General features: G+C 61.0%; 16 protein-coding genes. 14 read left to right on the forward strand and 2 right to left on the reverse strand.

The genetic code is table 11. The features are described 5' to 3' along the window. Positions 1–12: 12 nt before the first annotated feature. On the forward strand, positions 13–1,497 hold the full coding sequence (locus tag I2I05_RS12275) for a RagB/SusD family nutrient uptake outer membrane protein (protein ID WP_196282552.1): 1,485 nt from the start codon (positions 13–15) through the stop codon (positions 1,495–1,497). A 401-nt stretch (positions 1,498–1,898) separates the two neighbouring features. Here I2I05_RS12275 and I2I05_RS12280 read toward each other — a convergent pair whose 3' ends face one another. Beyond that, a complete protein-coding gene (locus tag I2I05_RS12280; protein WP_196282553.1) occupies positions 1,899–2,669 on the reverse strand; it encodes an RDD family protein in 771 nt (256 codons plus the stop codon). A gap of 206 nt (positions 2,670–2,875) precedes the next feature. On the opposite strand from I2I05_RS12280, the gene I2I05_RS12285 reads away from it, so the two are divergent. The 13 genes from I2I05_RS12285 (at position 2,876) to I2I05_RS12345 (ending at position 15,867) form a co-directional block, all read left to right on the forward strand. Further along, positions 2,876–3,823, forward strand: a complete 948-nt coding sequence (locus I2I05_RS12285; RefSeq protein ID WP_196282554.1) for a stage II sporulation protein M — start codon at positions 2,876–2,878, stop codon at positions 3,821–3,823. A gap of 55 nt (positions 3,824–3,878) precedes the next feature. Beyond that, complete coding sequence (locus I2I05_RS12290) at positions 3,879–4,874, forward strand: hypothetical protein (protein ID WP_196282555.1); 996 nt, start codon at positions 3,879–3,881, stop codon at positions 4,872–4,874. Further along, positions 4,864–5,721 carry a DUF4129 domain-containing protein gene (locus tag I2I05_RS22350; RefSeq protein WP_196282556.1) on the forward strand — a complete coding sequence of 286 codons (858 nt, stop codon included), beginning with the start codon at positions 4,864–4,866 and terminating at the stop codon, positions 5,719–5,721. Before I2I05_RS12290 ends, I2I05_RS22350 begins: the two co-directional genes overlap by 11 nt. Beyond that, positions 5,721–7,172 (forward strand): DUF4350 domain-containing protein, encoded by a 1,452-nt coding sequence (locus I2I05_RS12300; RefSeq protein WP_317192353.1) that lies wholly within the window; start codon positions 5,721–5,723, stop codon positions 7,170–7,172. Before I2I05_RS22350 ends, I2I05_RS12300 begins: the two co-directional genes overlap by 1 nt. A 12-nt stretch (positions 7,173–7,184) precedes the next feature. Continuing rightward, positions 7,185–7,448 carry a hypothetical protein gene (locus I2I05_RS12305; protein WP_196282558.1) on the forward strand — a complete coding sequence of 88 codons (264 nt, stop codon included), beginning with the start codon at positions 7,185–7,187 and terminating at the stop codon, positions 7,446–7,448. Then, positions 7,449–8,480 carry an AAA family ATPase gene (locus tag I2I05_RS12310; protein WP_196282559.1) on the forward strand — a complete coding sequence of 344 codons (1,032 nt, stop codon included), beginning with the start codon at positions 7,449–7,451 and terminating at the stop codon, positions 8,478–8,480. Next, positions 8,481–9,032 (forward strand): NADAR family protein, encoded by a 552-nt coding sequence (locus I2I05_RS12315; protein ID WP_196282560.1) that lies wholly within the window; start codon positions 8,481–8,483, stop codon positions 9,030–9,032. Further along, positions 9,029–10,378, forward strand: a complete 1,350-nt coding sequence (locus I2I05_RS12320) for a DUF58 domain-containing protein (protein WP_196282561.1) — start codon at positions 9,029–9,031, stop codon at positions 10,376–10,378. The genes I2I05_RS12315 and I2I05_RS12320 overlap by 4 nt, the downstream gene beginning before the upstream one ends. Continuing rightward, positions 10,375–12,426, forward strand: a complete 2,052-nt coding sequence (locus I2I05_RS12325; protein ID WP_196282562.1) for a beta-N-acetylhexosaminidase — start codon at positions 10,375–10,377, stop codon at positions 12,424–12,426. Before I2I05_RS12320 ends, I2I05_RS12325 begins: the two co-directional genes overlap by 4 nt. Positions 12,427–12,455: 29 nt before the next feature. Next, on the forward strand, positions 12,456–13,934 hold the full coding sequence (locus I2I05_RS12330; protein WP_196282563.1) for a DUF6056 family protein: 1,479 nt from the start codon (positions 12,456–12,458) through the stop codon (positions 13,932–13,934). Between the two features lie 48 nt (positions 13,935–13,982). Continuing rightward, positions 13,983–14,588 (forward strand): 3'-5' exonuclease, encoded by a 606-nt coding sequence (locus I2I05_RS12335; protein ID WP_196282564.1) that lies wholly within the window; start codon positions 13,983–13,985, stop codon positions 14,586–14,588. 145 nt (positions 14,589–14,733) lie between these two features. Beyond that, the gene (locus I2I05_RS12340; RefSeq protein WP_196282565.1) at positions 14,734–14,952 is read left to right on the forward strand and encodes a hypothetical protein; all 219 of its coding nucleotides are present in this window, start codon (positions 14,734–14,736) and stop codon (positions 14,950–14,952) included. A 21-nt stretch (positions 14,953–14,973) separates the two neighbouring features. Further along, positions 14,974–15,867, forward strand: a complete 894-nt coding sequence (locus I2I05_RS12345; RefSeq protein WP_196282566.1) for a prohibitin family protein — start codon at positions 14,974–14,976, stop codon at positions 15,865–15,867. A 40-nt stretch (positions 15,868–15,907) separates the two neighbouring features. Here I2I05_RS12345 and I2I05_RS12350 read toward each other — a convergent pair whose 3' ends face one another. After that, entirely contained in the window at positions 15,908–19,717 is a 3,810-nt protein-coding gene (locus tag I2I05_RS12350) for a hypothetical protein (RefSeq protein ID WP_196282567.1), read from the reverse strand. Between the last annotated feature and the right edge of the window lie 197 nt (positions 19,718–19,914).

Consider the following 19,914-nt stretch of genomic DNA (forward strand, 5'->3'; position numbering starts at 1 on the left):
TATTATCTCCTCATGACTATCATCGCAAAACGCATTACCTTGGCCCTGACAACGGGCCTGCTCACGCTGGGCACCCTCAGTTGCAGCGAGGAGCGGCTAAACCCCGCACCAAAAGCTCAGCTATCGAACACGGTGGCCTTCGATACGCCGACCCGTGTCCTGCTGCAAGTCAATAACCTGTACGACTACGTGAAGGTCGGCGGCTTTATGGGCGGCCGAGTGCAGGTGCACAGCGACATCCGCGCCAACGACTTCATCAACCGTACCAACAATGGCGTAACGGGCCTGCTGGTCTGGAACCACACGGTCACGGAGCAGTCGCAGAACGACGTTATCAATACCTGGGGCTTTGGCTACTCTGCCATCAATCAGATAAACGTGTTCCTGGACGGCCTCACCGCCAACACGGGCAAGTTCGTGGCGCCCGCCTTCCCGGCCACCTTCGCCGCGACGGCGCTCAACTACCAGGGCGAAGCCCGATTCCTGCGCGCGCTGGCCTATTACCACCTGCTGCAGTTCTACGCCAGGCCCTTCGCCGACGGTAACGGCAGCAAGCCTGGCCTGCCGCTGCGCTTGAAGGGTGAAGTTAACAACGACAACAACGCCTTGGCCCGCAGCACCGTGGCTCAGGTGTACGAGCAAATTATCACGGACCTGAACTTTGCCGAGCAAAACCTGCCCCTGACTCCCACTGCCAGCACGGCCACTACGCGGGCGCACCGCAATACGGCCATCGCGCTGAAAACGCGGGTGTACCTGACCATGGGCCGCTACGCCGACGTGATTACCGAGGCCAACAAGCTCGTGCCGGCCGCGGCGCCGTTCGTAGCCCCCACCGGCGTTGCTCACGCGCTGAACCCGTCGCTACCGGCCGTATTCGCCGCAGCCGGAACAACGGAGAACATTCTCTCCTTTCCTTTCACAGCGCAGGACGCCCCCGGCGTTCAGAACCAGTTGGCGTTCTACTTCCTGCCCCCGCCGCTGGGCAACGGCGAGTACAGCCTCAACCCCGGTGCCGGCGGCATCCTGAATGACACCCGCTGGACCGCCACCGACACCCGCCGCACCAACTTCGTGCAGGTGGTCGGCACCGAGTCGTATTTGCGCAAGTACCCCACCGGTACCCCCTACACTGACCCGGCCCCCGTCATCCGCTACGCCGAGGTGCTGCTGAACCTGGCCGAGGCGCGGGTGCGCTCGACCAACACCGTGGACCCGCAGGCCCTGGAATTGCTCAACGCCGTGCGCGGCCGCTCGAACGGCGGCACCTACACGGCCGCCGACTTTGCCTCAAGCGGTGCCATGGCCGACGCCATCCTGCTGGAGCGGCGCATCGAGTTCCTGGGCGAGGGCCTGCGCAACACCGACCTGCTGCGCCTGCTTCAGCCCATTCCCGGCAAAGCATCGGTGGGCGCCGTTAACCCTACCGACGCGCTCTACATCTGGCCGATTCCCAACACGGAGTTGGCTGCCAACAGCCTGATGACCCGCAACTAATCGACGCAGTTTCGGACAAAAAAAGCGGCTTGCCCCAATTGGGGCAAGCCGCTTTTTTTGTCCGAAAATATTCAACTGACTAATTAACTATTGGGGATTCTGATTTTGGGTCCTGCTTTATCAAGCGGCCGGTTGTCGATGCGTCTCTAGCGCTTCGTACGGGACGCGTTCAACGAAGCGGCAGAGACGCTTCGACTTTGCCCAGTAAGACGTTCTGGAAGAGGTTTGCAAAATTTCAAATGCGCCCTACACGGATGAAATTGTCGGCTTCTGCTTGAACGCAGGCCGAACCCAGGCCCGTCGTTGTATGACTTAACAAATCCCAGTCTAATCCTCAAGTGCTAAAAAGACCTTCCTGAACATTCAAGAAGGCCTTTTTTTGGTACTCATGGTGAATGGGGCTAGCGGCCTGCAACTGCAAGATGCGCGTGGTCGCGGAGCACGGTATGCAGAAATGCCTCGTCTGGCAGGTCAGTCTGGATACCGGTAATGCCTTTTACTTTATTCGCCAGCTCGTTTATCAGCTGGTAGTTCTGACGAGTGGTGGCCTGGTGCAACAATTGGCGCACGAGGGCTACATCATGGTCGGCGAGAATAGCGGCCTGCGGGAATACCGCCTGATAGCCCGGCAACGTGCTGGCTTCGCTGGTCGGGTTTGGCAGGGCGTGCGGCTGAACGGGGCGCAGCTTGAGCACCGTGGTGCCGGCGGCCATGTCGCCGAGACGCTGCCCGCGGCCACTAGCCGCAATGGCAATGATGGCCACCAGCCCGCCGAAAATACCCGTGTCGATAATGCGCAGTAGCCAGCGCAGCAGGTAGTCGCCGAGGCGGGGAGCCGTGCCGTCGAGGCGCATCACCTTAATGTTCCGCGCCTTCTTGCCGATGCTCTGGCCGTTGAAGTATACTTCACAAATCAGGTTATAGCACACATAGGGCAGAAAGATGATGACCAGAAGGACAATAGCAATTATTCCGGCGGGGTCACGGTAATCGATGGGGGTGCTGGTGGAGCTGCTGTCGTCACCCAGCGCGGCAAAAAGCAGGGCCCAGGCCATGCCCCAGGCCACGAGCACTACGTTGTCGATGATGGCAGCAGCGATGCGGTCGCCCAAGCTGGCGACTTCATACTCAAGCGTAACGTTTTGGGCCGTGTGGACGCGAATGGTACTCATGTAACGAAGGGTAGAAAATTTAAGCCCTGAAAAATACGAGCCCGGCGATAGATAATACCAGCTGCGGCCGCTGGTATTATCAACTTAGCATCACGGATGGACACGAACTCTATCCGAGGCATTGTGCAACAGTGGCCAAATTCACGGTTTGGCGTAGCGGCCTGCTGGCAATGGCTCCCTATCTTTAAGGCCTTCTATTTTAAGAAATGCGAGAAGCCGTTTTTTTGCGCCAGAACCAGGAGCGCTGGCAGCAGTACGAGCGGCAGCCCCCCGCCGGGGCCGACGAGTTAGCGGCCCGCTTCGTGGCCCTCACCGACGACCTGGCCTTCGCTCAGACGTTCTATCCCAACTCCCCCACTACCGCCTACCTCAACTCCCTCACCGGCAAGCTGCACCAGCGCCTCTACGCCAACAAGCCCGTCAGCCGCGGGCGCTTTGTTCAGTTTTGGGCCCGGGAGCTGCCGCTGGTGGTGGCCCGCCACCACCGCACCCTGGCCATCACGGCCCTGCTTTTCGCGGTGTTCACGTTTCTGGGCGCCTTGTCGGCAGCCTACGACGACTCCTTCGTTCGGGTGATACTGGGTGATAGCTACGTCAACCAAACCATTGAGAACATTCGCAAGGGCGACCCCATGGCCGTTTACAAGCAGGAGGGCGAGACGTTGATGTTTCTGGGCATCACGGCCAACAACATTTACGTGGCGCTCAACATTTTTGTGCAGGGCGTGACCCTGGGCGTGGGCACCATCGTGCAATTGTTTCGCACGGGACTGATGCTGGGTTCCTTTCAGTATTTCTTTCACCAGTACCACGTGCTGCGGGCCTCGCTGCTCACCATCTGGATTCACGGCACCCTGGAGATTTCGGCGGTTATTGTGGCCGGTGCGGCCGGGCTCGTGATGGCGCGGGGCCTGCTGTTTCCGGGCACTTACGGCCGGGGCGAGGCCTTCCGGCAGTCGGCGCGCGACGGCTTAAAAATGGCCGTTGGCCTGGTGCCCATTTTCATTGTGGCGGGCTTTCTGGAAGGATTCGTCACGCGGCACACCGAAATGCCCTTGGGTGTCAGCCTGGCCATCATCGGCGGTTCGGCGGCGTTCATCGGCTGGTATTTCATTGTGTATCCCATTCGGCTGGCTCGGCGGCTGGCTAGGTAGGCAGGCCGCCTGATTTCTTTTTCCTTCTTTTTCTATCGCTCTCATTTCTCCCAGTATGCAAGCAAAGGTTAAGTTCAACCAAGAAGCCGATTTTCGGCGGGAGCGGGATTTTGGGGCCAAGGTTGGGGCCACGTTCGAGTTTGTGGTGGCGCAGTTCCGGCCGCTCATGAAGTGTCTGCTTTACTTCGTGTTGCCCGGGGCGCTGCTGGCCGGCATTGGGCTGGGGTTGTTTATGAGCAACTTTCTGAAAATAATGCCCCAGCTCAGCAGCCAAAACGGCGGGGGGCGCTTGGCTTCCGGCTACCCTGGCAACATGTTCACTACCACGTCTTTTATGGGCCTAGGAGTGGCCACGCTGGGCTTTCTGGCGGCGTTTGTGCTGCTCTCTTGCACCGTTTATGCCTTTGTGCGGGTGCGCATCAGTATCCCATCCACCGAAGTTGTACAGCCGGCCCAGGTCTGGGCTTTTGTGTGGCGCCGGCTGGGGCGCGTAGTTCGGGCCGGGCTGGTTCTCGGCCTGGTGGTGGGGGGCGGCTCCCTCCTGCTGATGGCGTTTTTGGCGGCCTTATGGCCCGGTTTGGTGGTGTTGGGATTCTTTCCGTTGGTATGGGCCGGTGTCTGCCTCACACTTTTTTACCCCATTATCTGGATGGAAGACGACGGCGTCATGGCCTCGCTGCGGCGTTCGTTTTACCTCATAAAGGGCAAATGGTGGTCTACCGTGGGCCTGTATTTGGTGATGTCGTTCATCACCGGCATCCTGAACTACGTGTTTATCATCCCCTTTTATGGCTTGATGGTAGTGCGCATGATGCTCAAGATACCGGGCTTCGACTCGGAGATTCTGAGCGTTGGAGCCATGAGCATTTACGCATTGGGCTGGATTTTCACGGCGGTGCTGCCGCTGGTGGCCATGCTCTTTCAATACTTCAACCTGGTGGAGCGCAAAGATGGCGTGGGCCTAAGCCTGCTGGTGAATTCGCTGGGCCAAACGGCCGCCCCGCAAGTACACAACCGCTCTTACCAACCCGACGAAGAGGGTGAATACTAAGCAGCAGGCGGCATTTCGCAGGTGGACGAAGCGGGCGCTGCTGGCGCTGGTGCTGACAGCGGCCGGTACGGCTGGGCAAGCCGCAACCCAACCCGACACCACCGTTTCTGCGTCCCAGGCAAAGCACCGTGCCCAGCCTTTGCCGCCCGACCGGACCACGGCTTTGCCCGTGCGCCGAGTGGATGCTGCCCGCTTGCGTGAGCTGGCTGCCCAGCGTGAGTTTCGTTACGTGGAGCCCGACGCCGACACGGACGCCTGGGATGCCTTTTGGGCGCGGCTGTGGCGCTGGCTGGGCCGCTTGTTCGGCACCGGTTATTCCTCTGAAAGCACCACCATCTGGCAGAACCTCTTGAAATACGGCTTCTACGCAGCCGTGCTTGGCACCCTGGTTTATGCCGTGCTGAAGCTTCTGCAAGTCGATATAACGGGCGCATTCGGGCGTTCGGCGCGGCGCGGGCTATTGGCGTATGACATCGCGTCGGAAAACATTCATGCCGTGGATTATGCCGCCCGAATTGCCGAAGCCGAAGAGGCCGGCAACTTCCGCCTGGCCATCCGCCTGGGCTACCTCGAAGTTCTCAAACACCTCACCGACCGCGGCTTCATCCAGTGGCAACCCGACAAAACCAACCACGCCTACCTTGCGGAAATCACCACGGGTCCGCTGCGCGACGCCTTTCGAAGCATCACTCGGCAGTTTGAATACGTGTGGTACGGCGAGCTTCGGCTGAATGCCGCCCTATACGAACAGGCCCGGGCCGGCCAACGGGCCGTGACTGCCCAACTGACCGGCGCCCGCAACACCGTGCCCGGCACCGTTGCTTTCTCTAATTCCTTGCCCGCGTGATGCCTCAGCTGACAACCTTCCGTTTGTACCTGCTGGGGATAACGCTGCTGTTTGTGGGCTACGTGGTGCTGGAATACAACCGGCCTAAACCCCTGGATTGGGCCCCAACCTACGCCAACAAGGACAAGATTCCCTACGGCACCTACGTGCTCTACGACCAACTGCCGCGCCTGCTCGGCACCGATTCCATTGCGGCCGTGCGCCTGCCCGTGTACAGCCAGCTCACGGGCCTGCGCCCGGACGATGAAACAAGCACCGATGCTCCTGTAATGACCCTCGACTCCACCTTAACTGTGGATGAAGGCGACGCCGGCGTTGCCGAAGAGGAAGAAACCAACGAGGAAGTTGCCGATACAGTACTCGTGTCGACGAGCCAAATCGGTTCTGAAGAACAAGCTGAAGATGAGTCCGATGAGCAGCAGGGAGTAGGTGATACAGACACTCTTATTTCCGAAATTCCGCTGCGCGCCGGGCAGGCCAACTACCTCTTCGTCAACCAAAGCTTTGAACTAAGCCGGCCCGATTCCCAGGCTTTGCTTGAGTTCGTGGCCCGGGGCAATGATGTTTTTGTGGCCGCCCAAAACTTCAGCGGCGCGAGCAACTTGCTGCGCAAGCGTCTCGGATTCGGGGTAGATGACGTGGAACTGACTACTCACAAAAGCGCCAAAGGCTTGCCCGTACCCGATTCGGTGGAATTGCGCTTCACAAACCCGGCCCTGGCCGGCGTGCGCACTTGGCTGCCCGGCGCACGCACGGAGCAGCGCTTCGTGGTGGACTCCGGCCGGGTGGGCCGCACCTTGGCCACCGATGCCAAGGGGCGCGCCGTATTCATTCGGCTCGATTACGGCCAGGGGCATATCTACCTCTGCAGCATGCCCATTGCCTTCACCAACTACTATTTGCTGCGGCCCCGCACCGCTGGCTTTGCCACGGCCGCTCTGGCCTACCTGCCCGCCCGCCGCACCTGGTGGGACGAGTACCAGAAGCAAGGCCCCGCGGGCGAGCAGTCGCTGCTGCGCGTGGTGTTTGCGCACGAGGCCTTGCGCCAAGCCTACTACCTCACGCTGGCCGGCACGCTGCTGTTTGTGCTGATGGCGGCTCGCCGCCGCCAGCGCATCATTCCCACCATCAATCCGTTGCCCAATACCACGCTGCAGTTTACGCGTACCGTGGCCAGCCTCTACCGCCAGGGCAGCAGCCATGCCCTTATTGCCGAGAAAAAAGTTGGTTTATTCATGGATTACCTGCGCACCCGTTTTCAGGAAACCAGCCCCGATTTCGGCGATGCGGAATTCCGCGAGCGGCTCAGCCAGAAGGCCGGTGTGCCCCGGACCCGCGTCGATGAGTTGCTGCGCATTGTGAACTTTGCCCGCACCGCGCCGCAGATGAGTGACCAGCAATTGCTGCTGCTCAGCAAGGCGTTGAGTGATTTTAAGAAGGAAGCCAGTTGATTCATTTCTGGAATGTTAACCGTCGAAAAACTTGCCATCCTCATCAAGTACCACTGGAATTTTCGCCAGTTCGAAAAGCAAGCCACGGTGCCGGAAAAAGCCTTAATGGCGGACATTGATTGGGATGATTTAAGCGAAATATTACAAGACCTAAAGCGCTACCACCACCACCTCGTTTCAACGGGTTACGCCCAACAGATTCACGCAAATTTGCTCGCAGTTTGCGCTGATGAAGACACCGCTCAGACTTTCATTGGCTACGCCAGCACGCTATAAATGGAAAACGAAAATACCTTTCAGACCTCCGGCAACCCCGAATCAGTAGTGGCCACTGCCGAGGCTTCTTTCACGCCGCGCACCGACTTCGCCCGCCTCACGGCCCAGACGGAAGCCATTCGCGCCGAAATCGGTAAAATCATCATCGGCCAGTCCGATTTGCTGGAGTTGCTGCTCACTGCCGTGCTGGCCGATGGCCACGTGCTGCTGGAAGGCGTGCCCGGCGTGGCCAAAACCCTCATGGCCAAGCTGCTGGCGCGCACCCTGGAGGTGCCGTTCAGCCGCATTCAGTTCACGCCCGATTTGATGCCGTCGGACGTGCTGGGCACGTCGGTATTTCGGCAGAACAAATCGGATTTCGAGTTCCGGCCCGGCCCCATTTTCGCCAGCATCGTGCTGATTGACGAAATCAACCGCGCACCGGCCAAAACGCAATCCGCGCTGTTTGAGGTGATGGAGGAGCGCACCGTGACCCAGGACGGCACCGCCTATGCCATGGCGGAGCCCTTCCTGGTGCTGGCCACCCAAAACCCCATCGAGCAAGAAGGCACCTACCGCCTGCCCGAAGCCCAGCTCGACCGTTTCCTGTTCAAGCTGCACGTGGGCTACCCGACGTTGGCCGAAGAAGTGCAGATTTTGAGCGGCCACCACGCCGGCCAGGGCAGCACCAACTTGGAGGCCGTGCAGCCCATTCTCTCGGCCGCCGATTTGCAGGCCCTGCGCCAACAAGTGCGCGAGCAGCGGGTGGAGGCCAACATTTTGGAGTACATCGCCAAGCTGGTGGGCCAGACGCGGGCGCACAAATCCCTGTATTTGGGGGCTTCGCCGCGCGCTTCCCTGGCTTTGCTCAACGGAGCCAAGGCCCTGGCCGCTCTGCGCGGCCGCGATTTTGTGACGCCCGAGGACGTGCAGTTCCTGGCGCCCAGCGTGCTGCGCCACCGCATCATGCTCACGCCAGAGCGCGAGATGGAGGGCAGTACGCCCGACGACGTGGTGAAGCAGATTATGCAGAGCGTCGAAGTACCGCGGTAAATGAGCTATTCCACTGCGTGGCTGCTCGACCAATTAGCTCAAGGGCACCGGGCCAAATACCTGCTTTTCTGGGGCAACCAACCCAGTAAAACCGGCGAAATAACCAAGTCTTGCCTAAGTCAATGGTGGCTGATGGATTTTGTGGTAGCGGGCATCACCTATCGGTCCACTGAACATTGGATGATGGCTGAAAAAGCTCGCCTATTTGCTGCCCATGAAAGCGTGGCCCAAATCCTAGCGGCCCGTAGCCCCGCAGAAGCCAAGAAACTGGGCCGTGAAATCGTTGGCTTTGTGCCCGAGGTTTGGGAGAAGCAGAGGTATCAAATCGTTATAACCGGCAACTGGCACAAATTCAGTCAACATAAATCCTTAGCGAATTTCCTCCTCGGCACCAAAGACCGAGTGTTGGTGGAGGCCAGTCCGGTGGATGCAATTTGGGGCATTGGCTTAGCTGCCGATGCGCCCGAAGCAGAAGACCCGGAGCGTTGGCTAGGGCCGAATTTATTAGGCTTTGCATTGATGGAGGTTAGAGACCAATTGCGCAATTCATGACCTTTTTTCTTACCCCACGCTTTTTTCTGGCGCTTGTGGCTCTTGTCGCAGGCTTCGTCACGGCGCTATTTCTGCCGTGGCTGCTGGGGCCGATGCGGATTGTACTCTGCTTGCTTGTCGTGCTCACGTTCATGGATGCACTACTGCTTTATGCGCCGGCCAAGAACAAATCCGTGCCCGTTTTTGCGCGGCGCGTGATGGGCGACAAACTGGCCAATGGCTCGGAAAACGACATTCAGATTTACATCGAGAACCATTACCGGTTTCTCATCCAAACGGAGACGATTGATGAGATTCCGCATCAGTTTCAGCGGCGCGATGTGCTGTTTAATGCGGCCATTAAACCGGGTGAAACGCAGATTATTAACTACCAGCTGCGGCCCACCAAGCGCGGCGAGTACGGGTTTGGGGCGGTGAACATCTACGCGGCCTCGCCGCTGGGATTGGTGCGCCGCCGCTTCCGCTACGACCAGAACAAGGTGGTGCCCGTGTACCCGTCGTTTTTGCAGATGCGGCAGTACGAGTTGCTGGCCATTCATAACCGGCTGACGGAAGTGGGCGTGAAGCGCATTCGCCGCGTGGGCCACAGCCTCGAATTCGAGCAAATACGCCCGTACGTGCCGGGCGACGACCCGCGCAGCATCAACTGGAAGGCCACGGCCCGCCGCGCCGGTACCGGCGCCACCGACGAACTGGTGGTGAACCATTTCCAGGACGAGCGCGCCCAGCAAGTGTACTGCCTCATCGACAAGGGCCGGGTGATGCGCATGCCCTTCGATGGCTTGAGTTTGCTCGACTACGCCATCAATGCCACGCTGGTGGTGAGCAACATTGCCCTGCTCAAGCACGACAAGGCCGGCCTCATCACCTTCTCCAACCGCCCCGGCGCTACCCTGGCGGCCGACCGCCGCCCCGGCCACCTGCTCAAGCTGCTCGAAATCCTGTACCGGCAAAAAACCAAGTACCTCGAAACCGATTTTGAGCTGCTCTACGCCACGGTGCGGGCCCGCATCAAGCAGCGCAGCCTGCTGGTGCTGTTCACCAATTTTGAAACGCTGCACGGCATGCAGCGGCAGCTCCCCTACCTGCGCCGCCTGGCCAAAGACCATTTGCTGCTGGTTATTTTCTTCGAAAACACCGAGCTGCGGGAGTACCTGGATGCCCCGGCGGCCAGCACCGAAGACGTGTACAATCAGACCATTGCCGAGAAATTCGCCCAGGAAAAACGGCAGATTGTGCTTGAATTACAGCGTTACGGCATTTATTCGCTGCTCACCGCACCCAAGGATTTGACCGTAAACACCATCAATAAATACTTAGAATTCAAAGCCAGAGGACTGATATGAGGAGATTGACACCGGCAGTGGGGTTGTTTTGGATACTTGCGCTGGCCCTGCTTAGGCCGGGCCAGGCGCTGGCCCAACTGCCGCACAACCTCATGCCCGTGCCCGCCGAAATGCGCTGGGGCAAGGGCCGGCTGAACCTAAAAACGCCGCTCAAGCTACAGCTGGAGTCCTCTGCGGACCCCGCCGTGGCCGCGGCTGCTCGCCGCTCGTTGACTCGCCTGCAAGGCCCAGCCGAACCGGCCACGGGCGCCCTGCTCCAGATTCGCTACGGCCGCATGGGCAGCCCCGAGAAGTTTGAGGAGGAGCGCTACAGCCTGCGCGTGACGCCGATGGGCGTGACCATTGACGCGCCCACCAGCCTGGGCGTGCTGCGGGCGCTGGCCACGCTGGAGCAGCTGGCCGTGACCGAAAAACGCCAGCGCTACCTGCCCGAGGTGGATATTCAGGACCAGCCCCGGTTTGCGTGGCGCGGGCTGCTGATGGATGCGGCGCGGCATTTCATGCCGGTATCGGTCATCAAACGCACCCTTGACGGCATGGCGGCGGTGAAGCTGAACGTGCTGCACTGGCACCTCACCGACGACCAAGGCTTTCGGGTAGAAAGCAAAGTCCTGCCGCGCCTGCACCAAGTGGGCGGCGCCGACGGCTACTACACCCAGGCCGACGTGAAGGAGGTACTAGCCTACGCGGCGGCGCGGGGCATTCGGGTGCTGCCCGAGTTTGACGTGCCCAGCCACGCCACCAGCTGGATTGCGGCTTACCCCCGGCTAGCCTCCAACGACTCGATTTACGGCGTGTACCGCAGCTTCCGCACCTCCAACATTGCCATCGACCCCACACGGAAAACCACCTACACGCTGCTCGATTCACTGTTTACGGAGATGACGGCGCTGTTTCCGGACCCCTACTTTCACATCGGCGGCGATGAGAACGACGGGCGGCAGTGGCGGCGCAGTCCGCGCATTTCGGCCTTCATGCGCGAGCGCGGCATGGTGAAAGCCGATGGCAAAACCGTGGACAAACACAAGCTGACGACTTATTTCAACCGCCGGGTACTGGCCATGCTGCAAAAGCACGGCAAAATCATGGTGGGTTGGGACGAAATTCTGGGCCCCGACCTGCCCAAGGAAATCGTTATTCAGAGCTGGCGCGGCAAAAAATGGTTGGACGACGCCGTGAAGCAAGGCCACCCCGCCATCCTGTCGGAAGGCTATTACCTCGACCTGAACTACACCGCCGCTTCCCACTACCTGCCCGACCCGGTACCCGCGACCACGACGCTCACGCCCGCGCAGCAAAAGCTGGTGCTGGGCGGCGAAGCAACCATGTGGGCCGAATTTGCCGATTCGGTGATTGTGGAATCGCGCATTTGGCCCCGGGCCGCCGTTGTGGCCGAGCGGCTGTGGTCGCCGCAGGCCAGCACGCAGGATGTGGCCGATATGTACCGCCGCCTGGGCGGCGTTTCCACTTTTCTGGAAACCCTGGGCCTGCGCCACCTCAGCGCGCCCAGGCTTCTGCTGGCCCAAATGGCGGGTACCAGCAATGTGGCCCCGCTGCGCACCCTGGCCGAGGTAGTGGAGCCGGTGAAGGAATACAAGCGCCATTTTCAGGGCATGTTCTACACGCCCCAAACCCCATTGAACCGCTTGGTTGATGCCGCTCCGGCCGAATCGGAAGTTGCCCGGCGGTTCGGCGTGCTCGCGGACAGTGTGCTCATGACCGGAGCCCGGAAACCGCCCCAGTCCACGGTATCGCTGCGGCAACTGCTGCAGCTGCGGGCCCAACTGCTGCAGTGGCAAGCCAACGACCAGCAGTTCCAGCTGCTGCTAGTACTCAACCCTGCCCTGCGGGAATATGCGCCGCTATCCACCCAGCTTGCGGCGGTATCCGGCGTGTTGCTGGAGCGCATCAATCAGCTACAAACCAATCAAATGCCCTCGGCCGCGTGGCTGGCGGCTGCGCGGGCTACGCTCACGGCGGCGCAGGCGCCGGCCGGGCAAGCCGAACTGGCCATTATTCCCGCGGCGCGCCGGTTGGTGGGCATTTAACTTCCGCCCCTTTTCTTCCGGCTCCTGTTTTGATTATTTCCCCCACACTGCGCATCCTGCTTCTCCGCCTTGGGCTGCTGCTGGCAATTGCCCCGTTTCTGCTCCTGACGGCTTTCAACCAGCCTTTCTTTGATGATTTTCGCAACGCTTATTGGACGCGGGCGCAAGGCATGTGGGGCGTGCAGCAATACTTGTTTAATACTTGGACCGGCCGCTTCACCTCCACGTTTTTCATGACCGTGCTCAACCCCGTCACCTACGGCTGGCTGGGGGGCGTGAAGGTGGTGGCCGCGGGGCTATTCGTGGTGCAGTGGGCCAGCATTGCCCATTTCTTTCGGGCGCTGCTGCACACGGCGCTGCGCGTTTCGTTTTCCTGGGGTGCGGCTTTTTGGGCCGCCGGTTTGCTGCTGGCCCTGTTTTGTAACGGCGCGCCGGCCCCGTTTTCCTATTTGTATTGGTTTTGTGGCGCGGTGGCGTATCAAATCCCCTTGATTGGCCTACTGAACTTCACCGCCCTGGCCCTGCGGGCCGGCTGGGGGCCGGAGCCAACCCGCTGGCGCTGCGCCGGGCTCGCCTGCCTTCCGCTGGTGCTGGCCTTGGTCGGCAATGAGCTGACGCTGGTGCAGGCCGTGCCCGTGCTGGCATTGCTGGGCTACGCGTTGCCGGTGGCAGCCCGCCCCAAGTGGTGGCTGTGGCTGGCCATCGGCGGCCTGGCCACCGCCGTGGCCGTGGTAGCGCCCGGCAACTGGCTGCGCGCTCGCGCCATGGCGCCCGAAGATGCGCTGCAGGCATACCGCTGGCTGGTTTTGCTGCCGCGCACGGCCTACTCCGCTCTGCTTTTTCTGGCCCGGCCCGTCACTCTTTTGAGTGTGCTGGCGGCGGCGGCGGCGGGTTGGTGGCTGGGCTTGCGGCACCGGGGCACGAGTGGCACGCCGGTGCGCTTGTCCCGCCGCGCTTGGTGGGCGGTGCTGGCCGCTTTTGTGGTGTTGAATGGCATTGGATTCCTGTTGTTTCGCTACCTCATCGTTGGCGCACCGTTGATGCGCGCCCAGAATGAAATTCTGCTCGTCATGCTGGTGGCGGTGGCGGCGCTGGCCTGGGTGGCGGCTCAGCATTTTTCAGCGCTGGGGTACCAGGTGCCCCTTTGGCTGCGTCACGAAGGGCTACTGGCACTGCTAGCAGCGGGCTTGTTTGCGTCCGGGCACGTGCCGGAGGCCTGGCGGGAACTGCTGACCAGCGCGCCTTCCTTCGATACCCAAATGCAGGCGCGCTTCACGGTGTTGCGCACGGCCCAGCTGGCGCAAACGCCCGTTGTGGTGTTGCCTCCCCTGCGCCTGCCGTACGGGCACGTGCTCATTCCACTGCGCCAGTTCAGTACTTTTATTGAGTTTGACATTGACCTCACGGCCGGCTGCGAAGGCAACATTAACGGCGTGATGGAGCGCTATTTCCAGGTTGCCGATGTGTGTTGCGAGCCGACGGCCACCGCCCTTCCAGCGCCCCAGTAAAGGCGCTGCTTCAGGGCCATTTCCAGCCTGGGGAATTATCTTGGCTGTATGCAAGCAGAAATTACCCAAGCCCTGGCGGGCCTCAACTTCACGGCCATCGACTTTGAAACCGCCAACGAACGGCGGTCCAGTGCCTGTGCCGTGGGCGTGGTGCGGGTGCGCGGCGGCCAGATTGTGGAGACCTACCAAACCCTGCTGCGGCCCCTGGTGCTCCGCGTAGACTGGCGCAATTTCGAGGTGCACGGCATTGCCGAAGCCGACTTGCACCACGCCCCCACCCTGGCCGAGGTATGGCACGAGTTGCTGCCCTACTTGCACCACCAGCCGGTAGTGGCCCACAATTCGGCCTTCGATGTGAGCGTGCTCGAACACACGTTGCGCGATTTCGACTTGCCCGTTCCCGCTTTCCACTGCCTGTGCTCGGTGAAAATGAGCAAAGTGGCTTGGCCGCAGCTGGAGCGCCACAAGCTCAACTATGTAGCCGCTCATTTCGGTATTCCCCTCAACCACCACGACGCCCTTTCCGACGCCCGCGCCTGCGCCGAAATCACGGTTCAGGCCTTTCGTTCGGGCATCCCCTTACCTCTGTGTTTCAAGCAGCGGGAACTTACGGCGGGGCTGGCAGCCCGTGCTGCTAGAATGGCCAAGGCTTAGACAGTAAAGGCTATGGCCCCTGTTATTTCTGGTTGAGAACAAGAGGTTGGGAATATATAGTAGGCTACAATAAACCAATACTCCTATTCCTTGGTGCTGTGGAGCAGCTTTTGGGTGCGGCAGGCCTTATTTTTGGATTCTCGTCATGCTCCCTACACGCACTTTTTACCTAAGGCTGGCTTTCTGGCTTTTCTTCTATGCGGGGGTGCTGCCCATTGCCGTGCCCGTATGCCTCGACTGGCTGAGCCGCCCTTCCAATTGGTGGCTGGGCTGGGGCTTGGTGGGCACGAGCGTGCTGGCGTTGGGCATCGGCTTTTCCCTATACCAAGCCGGACGCGCTTTAACTCGTCGTTTTCTACCCTAAACCCTTCGTTTACAATGTGTTATGGCTGAAATTTTACTAAACAACCGTCGTTGGCTGAAGCCCCTCATTTTCGTGGGCCTGCTTTTGATTGCCCTCGTCGGGGGCTGCAGCTTGGTAAAAGTGGAGCGCATCGATGCGGGCAACGTCGGCATTAAAGTTAATCTGGCCGGGACCTCAAGAGGCGTCGACGACATCACTTACACCACCGGCTGGGTGTTTTACAGCCCGCTGAGTACGGCCGTATACGAGTTTCCGGTGTACACGCAACACAAAGAATACGAGGAGTTTGAAGTGCAGAGCAAGGACGGTTCGGGGTTCGGCGTAGCGCCCAGCCTCAACTACTTTATTCAGTCCGATAAAGTCGACGATATTTTCCGGCAATACCGCCGGCCCTTGGCCGACATCGAAAACGGGTTTCTGAAAACGGCTGTTTATGAAGCCTACCGCGTGGCCACCAACCGCTACACGGCCGATAGCCTTATCAGCAACCGCGGCAGCTATGAGGCGTTGGTGAAGAAAAACCTCATCGGCCAGCTCCAGGCCATGGGCTTCACGGTGCAGCAAATTACAACCAAGCTAGAGCCCCCCGCGAGCTTAAAAGCAGCCATCGACGCCAAAAACACCGCCGTGCAAACCGGCCTGCAGACCGAAAACCGCATTCGGCAGGCCGAAGCGCAGGCTCGCATCAACGTAGCCGAGGCCGAAGGCCAAGCCAAGGCCATTCGCATTGCCGCCGATGCCCAGGCCTACGCCAACGAAAAGCAGCAACAGTCCCTAACCCCGCTGCTGGTGCAAATGCGCTGGATTGAAGCCTGGGAAAAAGGCGGCAGCTCCGTACCGGCCTACACCAGCGGGGGCGGCGGCAGCCAATTCCTGCTGCAACTGCCCACCATTACGCCCGCGCCCAAGCAGTAAGCCACCACAAGCCGGTGGCTCCCCTTGCAAACAACCTGCGCTAGAACAGCACCGCCACTTGCATGCGGCCGGTGTGCACGGTATTGAGCCCGCTGGCTTTGCGGCCGTCGTAGGCCAGCGTGATGTTCAGGCCGTTGCTGAGGCGCTGCTCCACGTTCAGGTTCCAGGTGAAGTTGCTGCCGGGACGCAGGGCGTTCAGAATTTCGATGGCGACCACCGAGTTGGGATTGGTGCCGTCAAATTTCACGCGGGTGTAGCGGGTAGCGGCCGTGATGGTGCGCTTGTTTACCTGGCTGAGCCGGGTTTCCAGGCCCAGCTCGTCAAAAATGCCGGGGTTCAGCTCCGCCTCTGGGAGGTCGAGCGTGTTGCGCTTGCGGGTGTGCAGGTAGGTGCCGGTGAGGCGCAAAGACGGCGTGGGCTGGTAGCTGATTTCGGGCTGCACCGTATAAATCAGCAGGCGGTAGTTGCGGGTGGGCAGGTAGCTGCTGTTCGACTCTCGGATGTCGCGCGAGCCGGTGAGGCGGGCCGTAAACGACGTGGCCAGCGTGCGGCGCACCAGCAGGCTCTGGGTGCTGAGGTTGCGCAAGTCGACGCCCTGGGCGAGCAGCGTTTTTTGCTGGGTTTGCTGCACGGTGAGTTCCGAACCAAAAATCGGATTTGACCGATTGAAGTACAGCGTATTGCGCACCAGCTGGTTGAAGGCCAGCAATTGGTCGTCCTCCTTGTCGTAGCTCAGCGGGCTGAGGCGCGAGAGCAGCGAGGGGTCGGTGGTGCGGCGGTCGACGGTGACGCTGGTGAGCGTGGCAAAGCGCGAAGCCGCCGCCCGCCAGCCGCCGGCTTCGCGCCAGCCGCGCGGGGCCGCCGTGGTCAGGCGGTAGCTCAGGCGGTTGGTAAAGGCCGTGATATAGTCGGCCGTAGGCAAATACACTTTAATAAAAGTGCGGTACTGCGCGTCTTGCGTCTGGGCCTCAAAAAACTCGTCCTTCTGCTGCTGGCCGTCATTGTTAGTATCCACAAAATAGTGCGTGCCCAAGCCAGGCGGCACCGCAATGAACGAGAAGTCGCGCTTCAATTCCCGGCCCGTGGCCACGCTGTAGCTCAGCTCGGAGCGGATTTGGTTTTGCAGCAGGCTGGCGTTGTAAAACACCTGCCCCAGCACCGTGCGGTTGCGCGCTAGGCCCAGTGAATCCAGGTCGCGGTAGGTGGCCAGCACCCGAATGTCCTGGCTTTTGCCCAAGCGCGAGGCCAGCGTGCCCTGCCAGGTTTGGGCCGTGCCGCGCCGTTGCAGGGCGTTTTGTTCGGCATTGGGGGTTTGGTCGCGGCGGTAGCTGTAGTCGAGGCGGTACTGGGTGCGGGCCGAGTCGCGGCTTTGCAGGAAGACGTTGTGCTCGTCGAAGTAATTGGCCGAACGGATGGTGTCCGTGCTGGCCGAGCTCACGCGGTTTTTATCGAAGCGGTAGGTATAGCCGGGCACGATTTTGCCGCCCACAAACCGGCCCGTGGCCTCGCCCCGCGCCCAGTCGGACTGGAAGCGCCCGGCCTGGGAATTGAGCAGGAACAGCGAGCCGCGCATCTCCAGGTTGCCCACTTTCTGGGCCGCATCCAGCCAATGCTGCAGGCCATTCACCTCGCCCGACCGAAAGCGCCGGCTCACCCGGTAGTTGACGTTGTTATTAATGTCCTTCACCACGCCCAGGCTGAAATTAAAAATATTGTCGGAGCGAGCCGACTGGCCATTGGCATTGCTTTGCAGGGTGTTGGTGGCGCTCCAATTGCGGTCAAACTCGATGTCGCGGTAGCGGTCAATCGGCGAGAAGCGCTTGCCCGTGTACTCGTAGTCGAGGGTGGAGCGCAGGCGGTAGTTGTGGAGCACGCCGCCAGCCAGCGCGGCCGGAAGCCGGCGGTCCTGCACCACGTAGCCCATGCGCATGGCCCCGTCTTGGTCGCTTGCGGTCGAAAAGCGGTTGCGGTCGAGCCGCGAGCGGGCCGCATCGAAAAATACCGTCGTGCTGCTATCCACTTGGTAGCTCACACCGCCCGAAATCATTTGCTTCAGCAGCGGCGTGGGAATGCGGCGCACCGGCTGGTAGCGGCCCAGCCCCGGCCCCACGTACTCGTACACCCGGCCGTTGCTGCTCACGTCGGTGGTGGTGAGCTGGTAGTCGCCGTTCCCCTGTCCCGCATCGGTGAACCGGACGGAATACACGCCGCCGAGCGTATCGGCCCCCACGGCGCGGCTGAACCGGCCGGTGGCCGGGTCGCGCTTGTAAAGCACCTGCGTGCGGGTATAAACCACCGAATCGGCCCCTGGGGCCACCGCAAAGGCCACGTTGCCGGCCTGCTGCAAGCGCGCCCGCAACGTATCGTTCAGGTTGAGGTTGGGCGCGTTGTTGGGGTTGTCGGATTCCTGATAAATGTTGCCGCGCACGCTGAGCCGGCCCACCTGCTGGTAGTGGCTGGCCGTGAGCAGCGAGCGGGCGTAGTTCAGGTCCGAGTACTCAAAATCAATCTTAATCCGCGAGTTGCGGGTGATGAGGTGGCGCGGCGTGAACGTGACCTCGGCCAGGTTGTAGTCGATGGTGTAATCGGCATCGAAGCCCCGGGTTTGCAGGCGTCCATCAAGGTACACCCGCTCCGAATTGGCCAGCACGATGATAAACTGCTCGCCATTAGGGCCGCTGAGGCGGTACGGGCCTTGCACGTTTTCAATGGGCGCCACGTCGGTGCTGGCAAACTTTCCTTTGGCAACGCCGCCGGCCGCCGAGGTCGAGGACTGCCACACCAGCCCTTTGCGCACGCCCGAGCGGGTAATGGTGGCGCCGGTCACGGGCGCCGCATCACCGTTGGGCAGCGGCGCACCGGCCATGCTGGGCACCTGGCGGTTGGGGTCGGTGAGCTGGGGCTGGCTGATGGCAGGCGGGTTGAGCGTGGCGGGCGACGGGCCGGTGGGGAATTGACTGGGCTGGCCACTCGGCATTTGGCCAGCCGGCCCGTTCAAAAACACGGCGTTCGACACGCCCGGCGCGGCGCCCAGCCCGGCCAGCCCCGCAATGGGCGGCCCAAAGTTGGCCTCGGCGGCCGCGCCCTGGATGTTTTTGTAGTAGCGCAGGAAATAATCCGGCTTGTTGCGCAGCACCACGTCGCCCGCCGTAAGGTTCCAGTTAGGGTTGGTGAGGGTGATGTAGATTTTATCGAACTGCTGCAGCTGCTGCGTGTTTCCTTCCGGCTGAAACGGCACGCTCTGGTCGCTGATGGCGGCCGTGAGGTTAATATTTTCAGCCAGTTTGCCCTCTAGCTGCAGGTTCAGAGCTGAATTCACAAACACATTCTGGGTGTTGCCGAAGCTGATGCCCCGCGCCAAATTGCCCGTTTTGTTGATGCCCGGCGTGCTCAGGATTTGTTCTTTCACCGAGAAGTCCTCGAACCGCATGGGCCCGCTCCGGAAGCGCAGGCTGTCCATCAGGCTCTGGGGCCGGCGAAACCGCGCGGCCGACAAGCGCAGCGGCAGTACCCGGTAGCACAGCAGCAAGGAATCGGGCAAGGGCGCGCCGCTGGTGTCGCGGGGCGCGGGCCGAATCCAGCGGTATTGGTCGGTGCGCGCATCATAGGCCACTGCCCGTCCGCCGGCCACTACCGACGACGGCACCACCGTCAGCGTATCAGCCAATGTAAAGTTAGTGGTGTCGCGGCCGGGCGTGAGTTGCACGTAGCGGCAGCGCCGGGTACTGGGCGGGGGCGCTTCGCCCGGGGCAGCCGGCTTTATCTGGGCGGCTACCTCGCCTGCCATCAACCACAACGCCGCAACGAGCAGGCCCACAAAGGGGAAGCACAGGCGTAAGCGGCGAATCATGCAGTAAAGGTCGGGAGTAGCGAGGGCACAACGCGGGCGCGGGGCGGTTTCGTGCCCGATTTTTTGGGCGCCGCCCATCGAGCGAAACAAATAAACCAGGCCGCTGGTAAAGGTTGCCGTAAGCCCCCCGGCGCACAGCGGAGCGGAAAAATCGCGGCGGCCCTCACTCAATCAAGCCGCACTTTCTACAAGCGCGG

It is taken from the genome of Hymenobacter jeongseonensis (genome assembly GCF_015694725.1).
In the GTDB taxonomy this organism is placed as follows: domain Bacteria; phylum Bacteroidota; class Bacteroidia; order Cytophagales; family Hymenobacteraceae; genus Hymenobacter; species Hymenobacter jeongseonensis.

What these genes read in the sequence shown, in the direction of transcription:
- I2I05_RS12280 (WP_196282553.1), bottom strand. Translation starts at nt 2,669, where the DNA reads ATGAGTACCATTCGCGTCCACACGGCCCAAAACGTTACGCTTGAGTAT.
- I2I05_RS12310 (WP_196282559.1), top strand. Translation starts at nt 7,449, where the DNA reads ATGGAAAACGAAAATACCTTTCAGACCTCCGGCAACCCCGAATCAGTA.
- I2I05_RS12275 (WP_196282552.1), top strand. Translation starts at nt 13, where the DNA reads ATGACTATCATCGCAAAACGCATTACCTTGGCCCTGACAACGGGCCTG.
- I2I05_RS12300 (WP_317192353.1), top strand. Translation starts at nt 5,721, where the DNA reads ATGCCTCAGCTGACAACCTTCCGTTTGTACCTGCTGGGGATAACGCTG.
- I2I05_RS12345 (WP_196282566.1), top strand. Translation starts at nt 14,974, where the DNA reads ATGGCTGAAATTTTACTAAACAACCGTCGTTGGCTGAAGCCCCTCATT.
- I2I05_RS12320 (WP_196282561.1), top strand. Translation starts at nt 9,029, where the DNA reads ATGACCTTTTTTCTTACCCCACGCTTTTTTCTGGCGCTTGTGGCTCTT.
- I2I05_RS12335 (WP_196282564.1), top strand. Translation starts at nt 13,983, where the DNA reads ATGCAAGCAGAAATTACCCAAGCCCTGGCGGGCCTCAACTTCACGGCC.
- I2I05_RS12350 (WP_196282567.1), bottom strand. Translation starts at nt 19,717, where the DNA reads ATGATTCGCCGCTTACGCCTGTGCTTCCCCTTTGTGGGCCTGCTCGTT.
- I2I05_RS12305 (WP_196282558.1), top strand. Translation starts at nt 7,185, where the DNA reads ATGTTAACCGTCGAAAAACTTGCCATCCTCATCAAGTACCACTGGAAT.
- I2I05_RS12290 (WP_196282555.1), top strand. Translation starts at nt 3,879, where the DNA reads ATGCAAGCAAAGGTTAAGTTCAACCAAGAAGCCGATTTTCGGCGGGAG.
- I2I05_RS12340 (WP_196282565.1), top strand. Translation starts at nt 14,734, where the DNA reads ATGCTCCCTACACGCACTTTTTACCTAAGGCTGGCTTTCTGGCTTTTC.
- I2I05_RS12325 (WP_196282562.1), top strand. Translation starts at nt 10,375, where the DNA reads ATGAGGAGATTGACACCGGCAGTGGGGTTGTTTTGGATACTTGCGCTG.
- I2I05_RS12315 (WP_196282560.1), top strand. Translation starts at nt 8,481, where the DNA reads ATGAGCTATTCCACTGCGTGGCTGCTCGACCAATTAGCTCAAGGGCAC.
- I2I05_RS12285 (WP_196282554.1), top strand. Translation starts at nt 2,876, where the DNA reads ATGCGAGAAGCCGTTTTTTTGCGCCAGAACCAGGAGCGCTGGCAGCAG.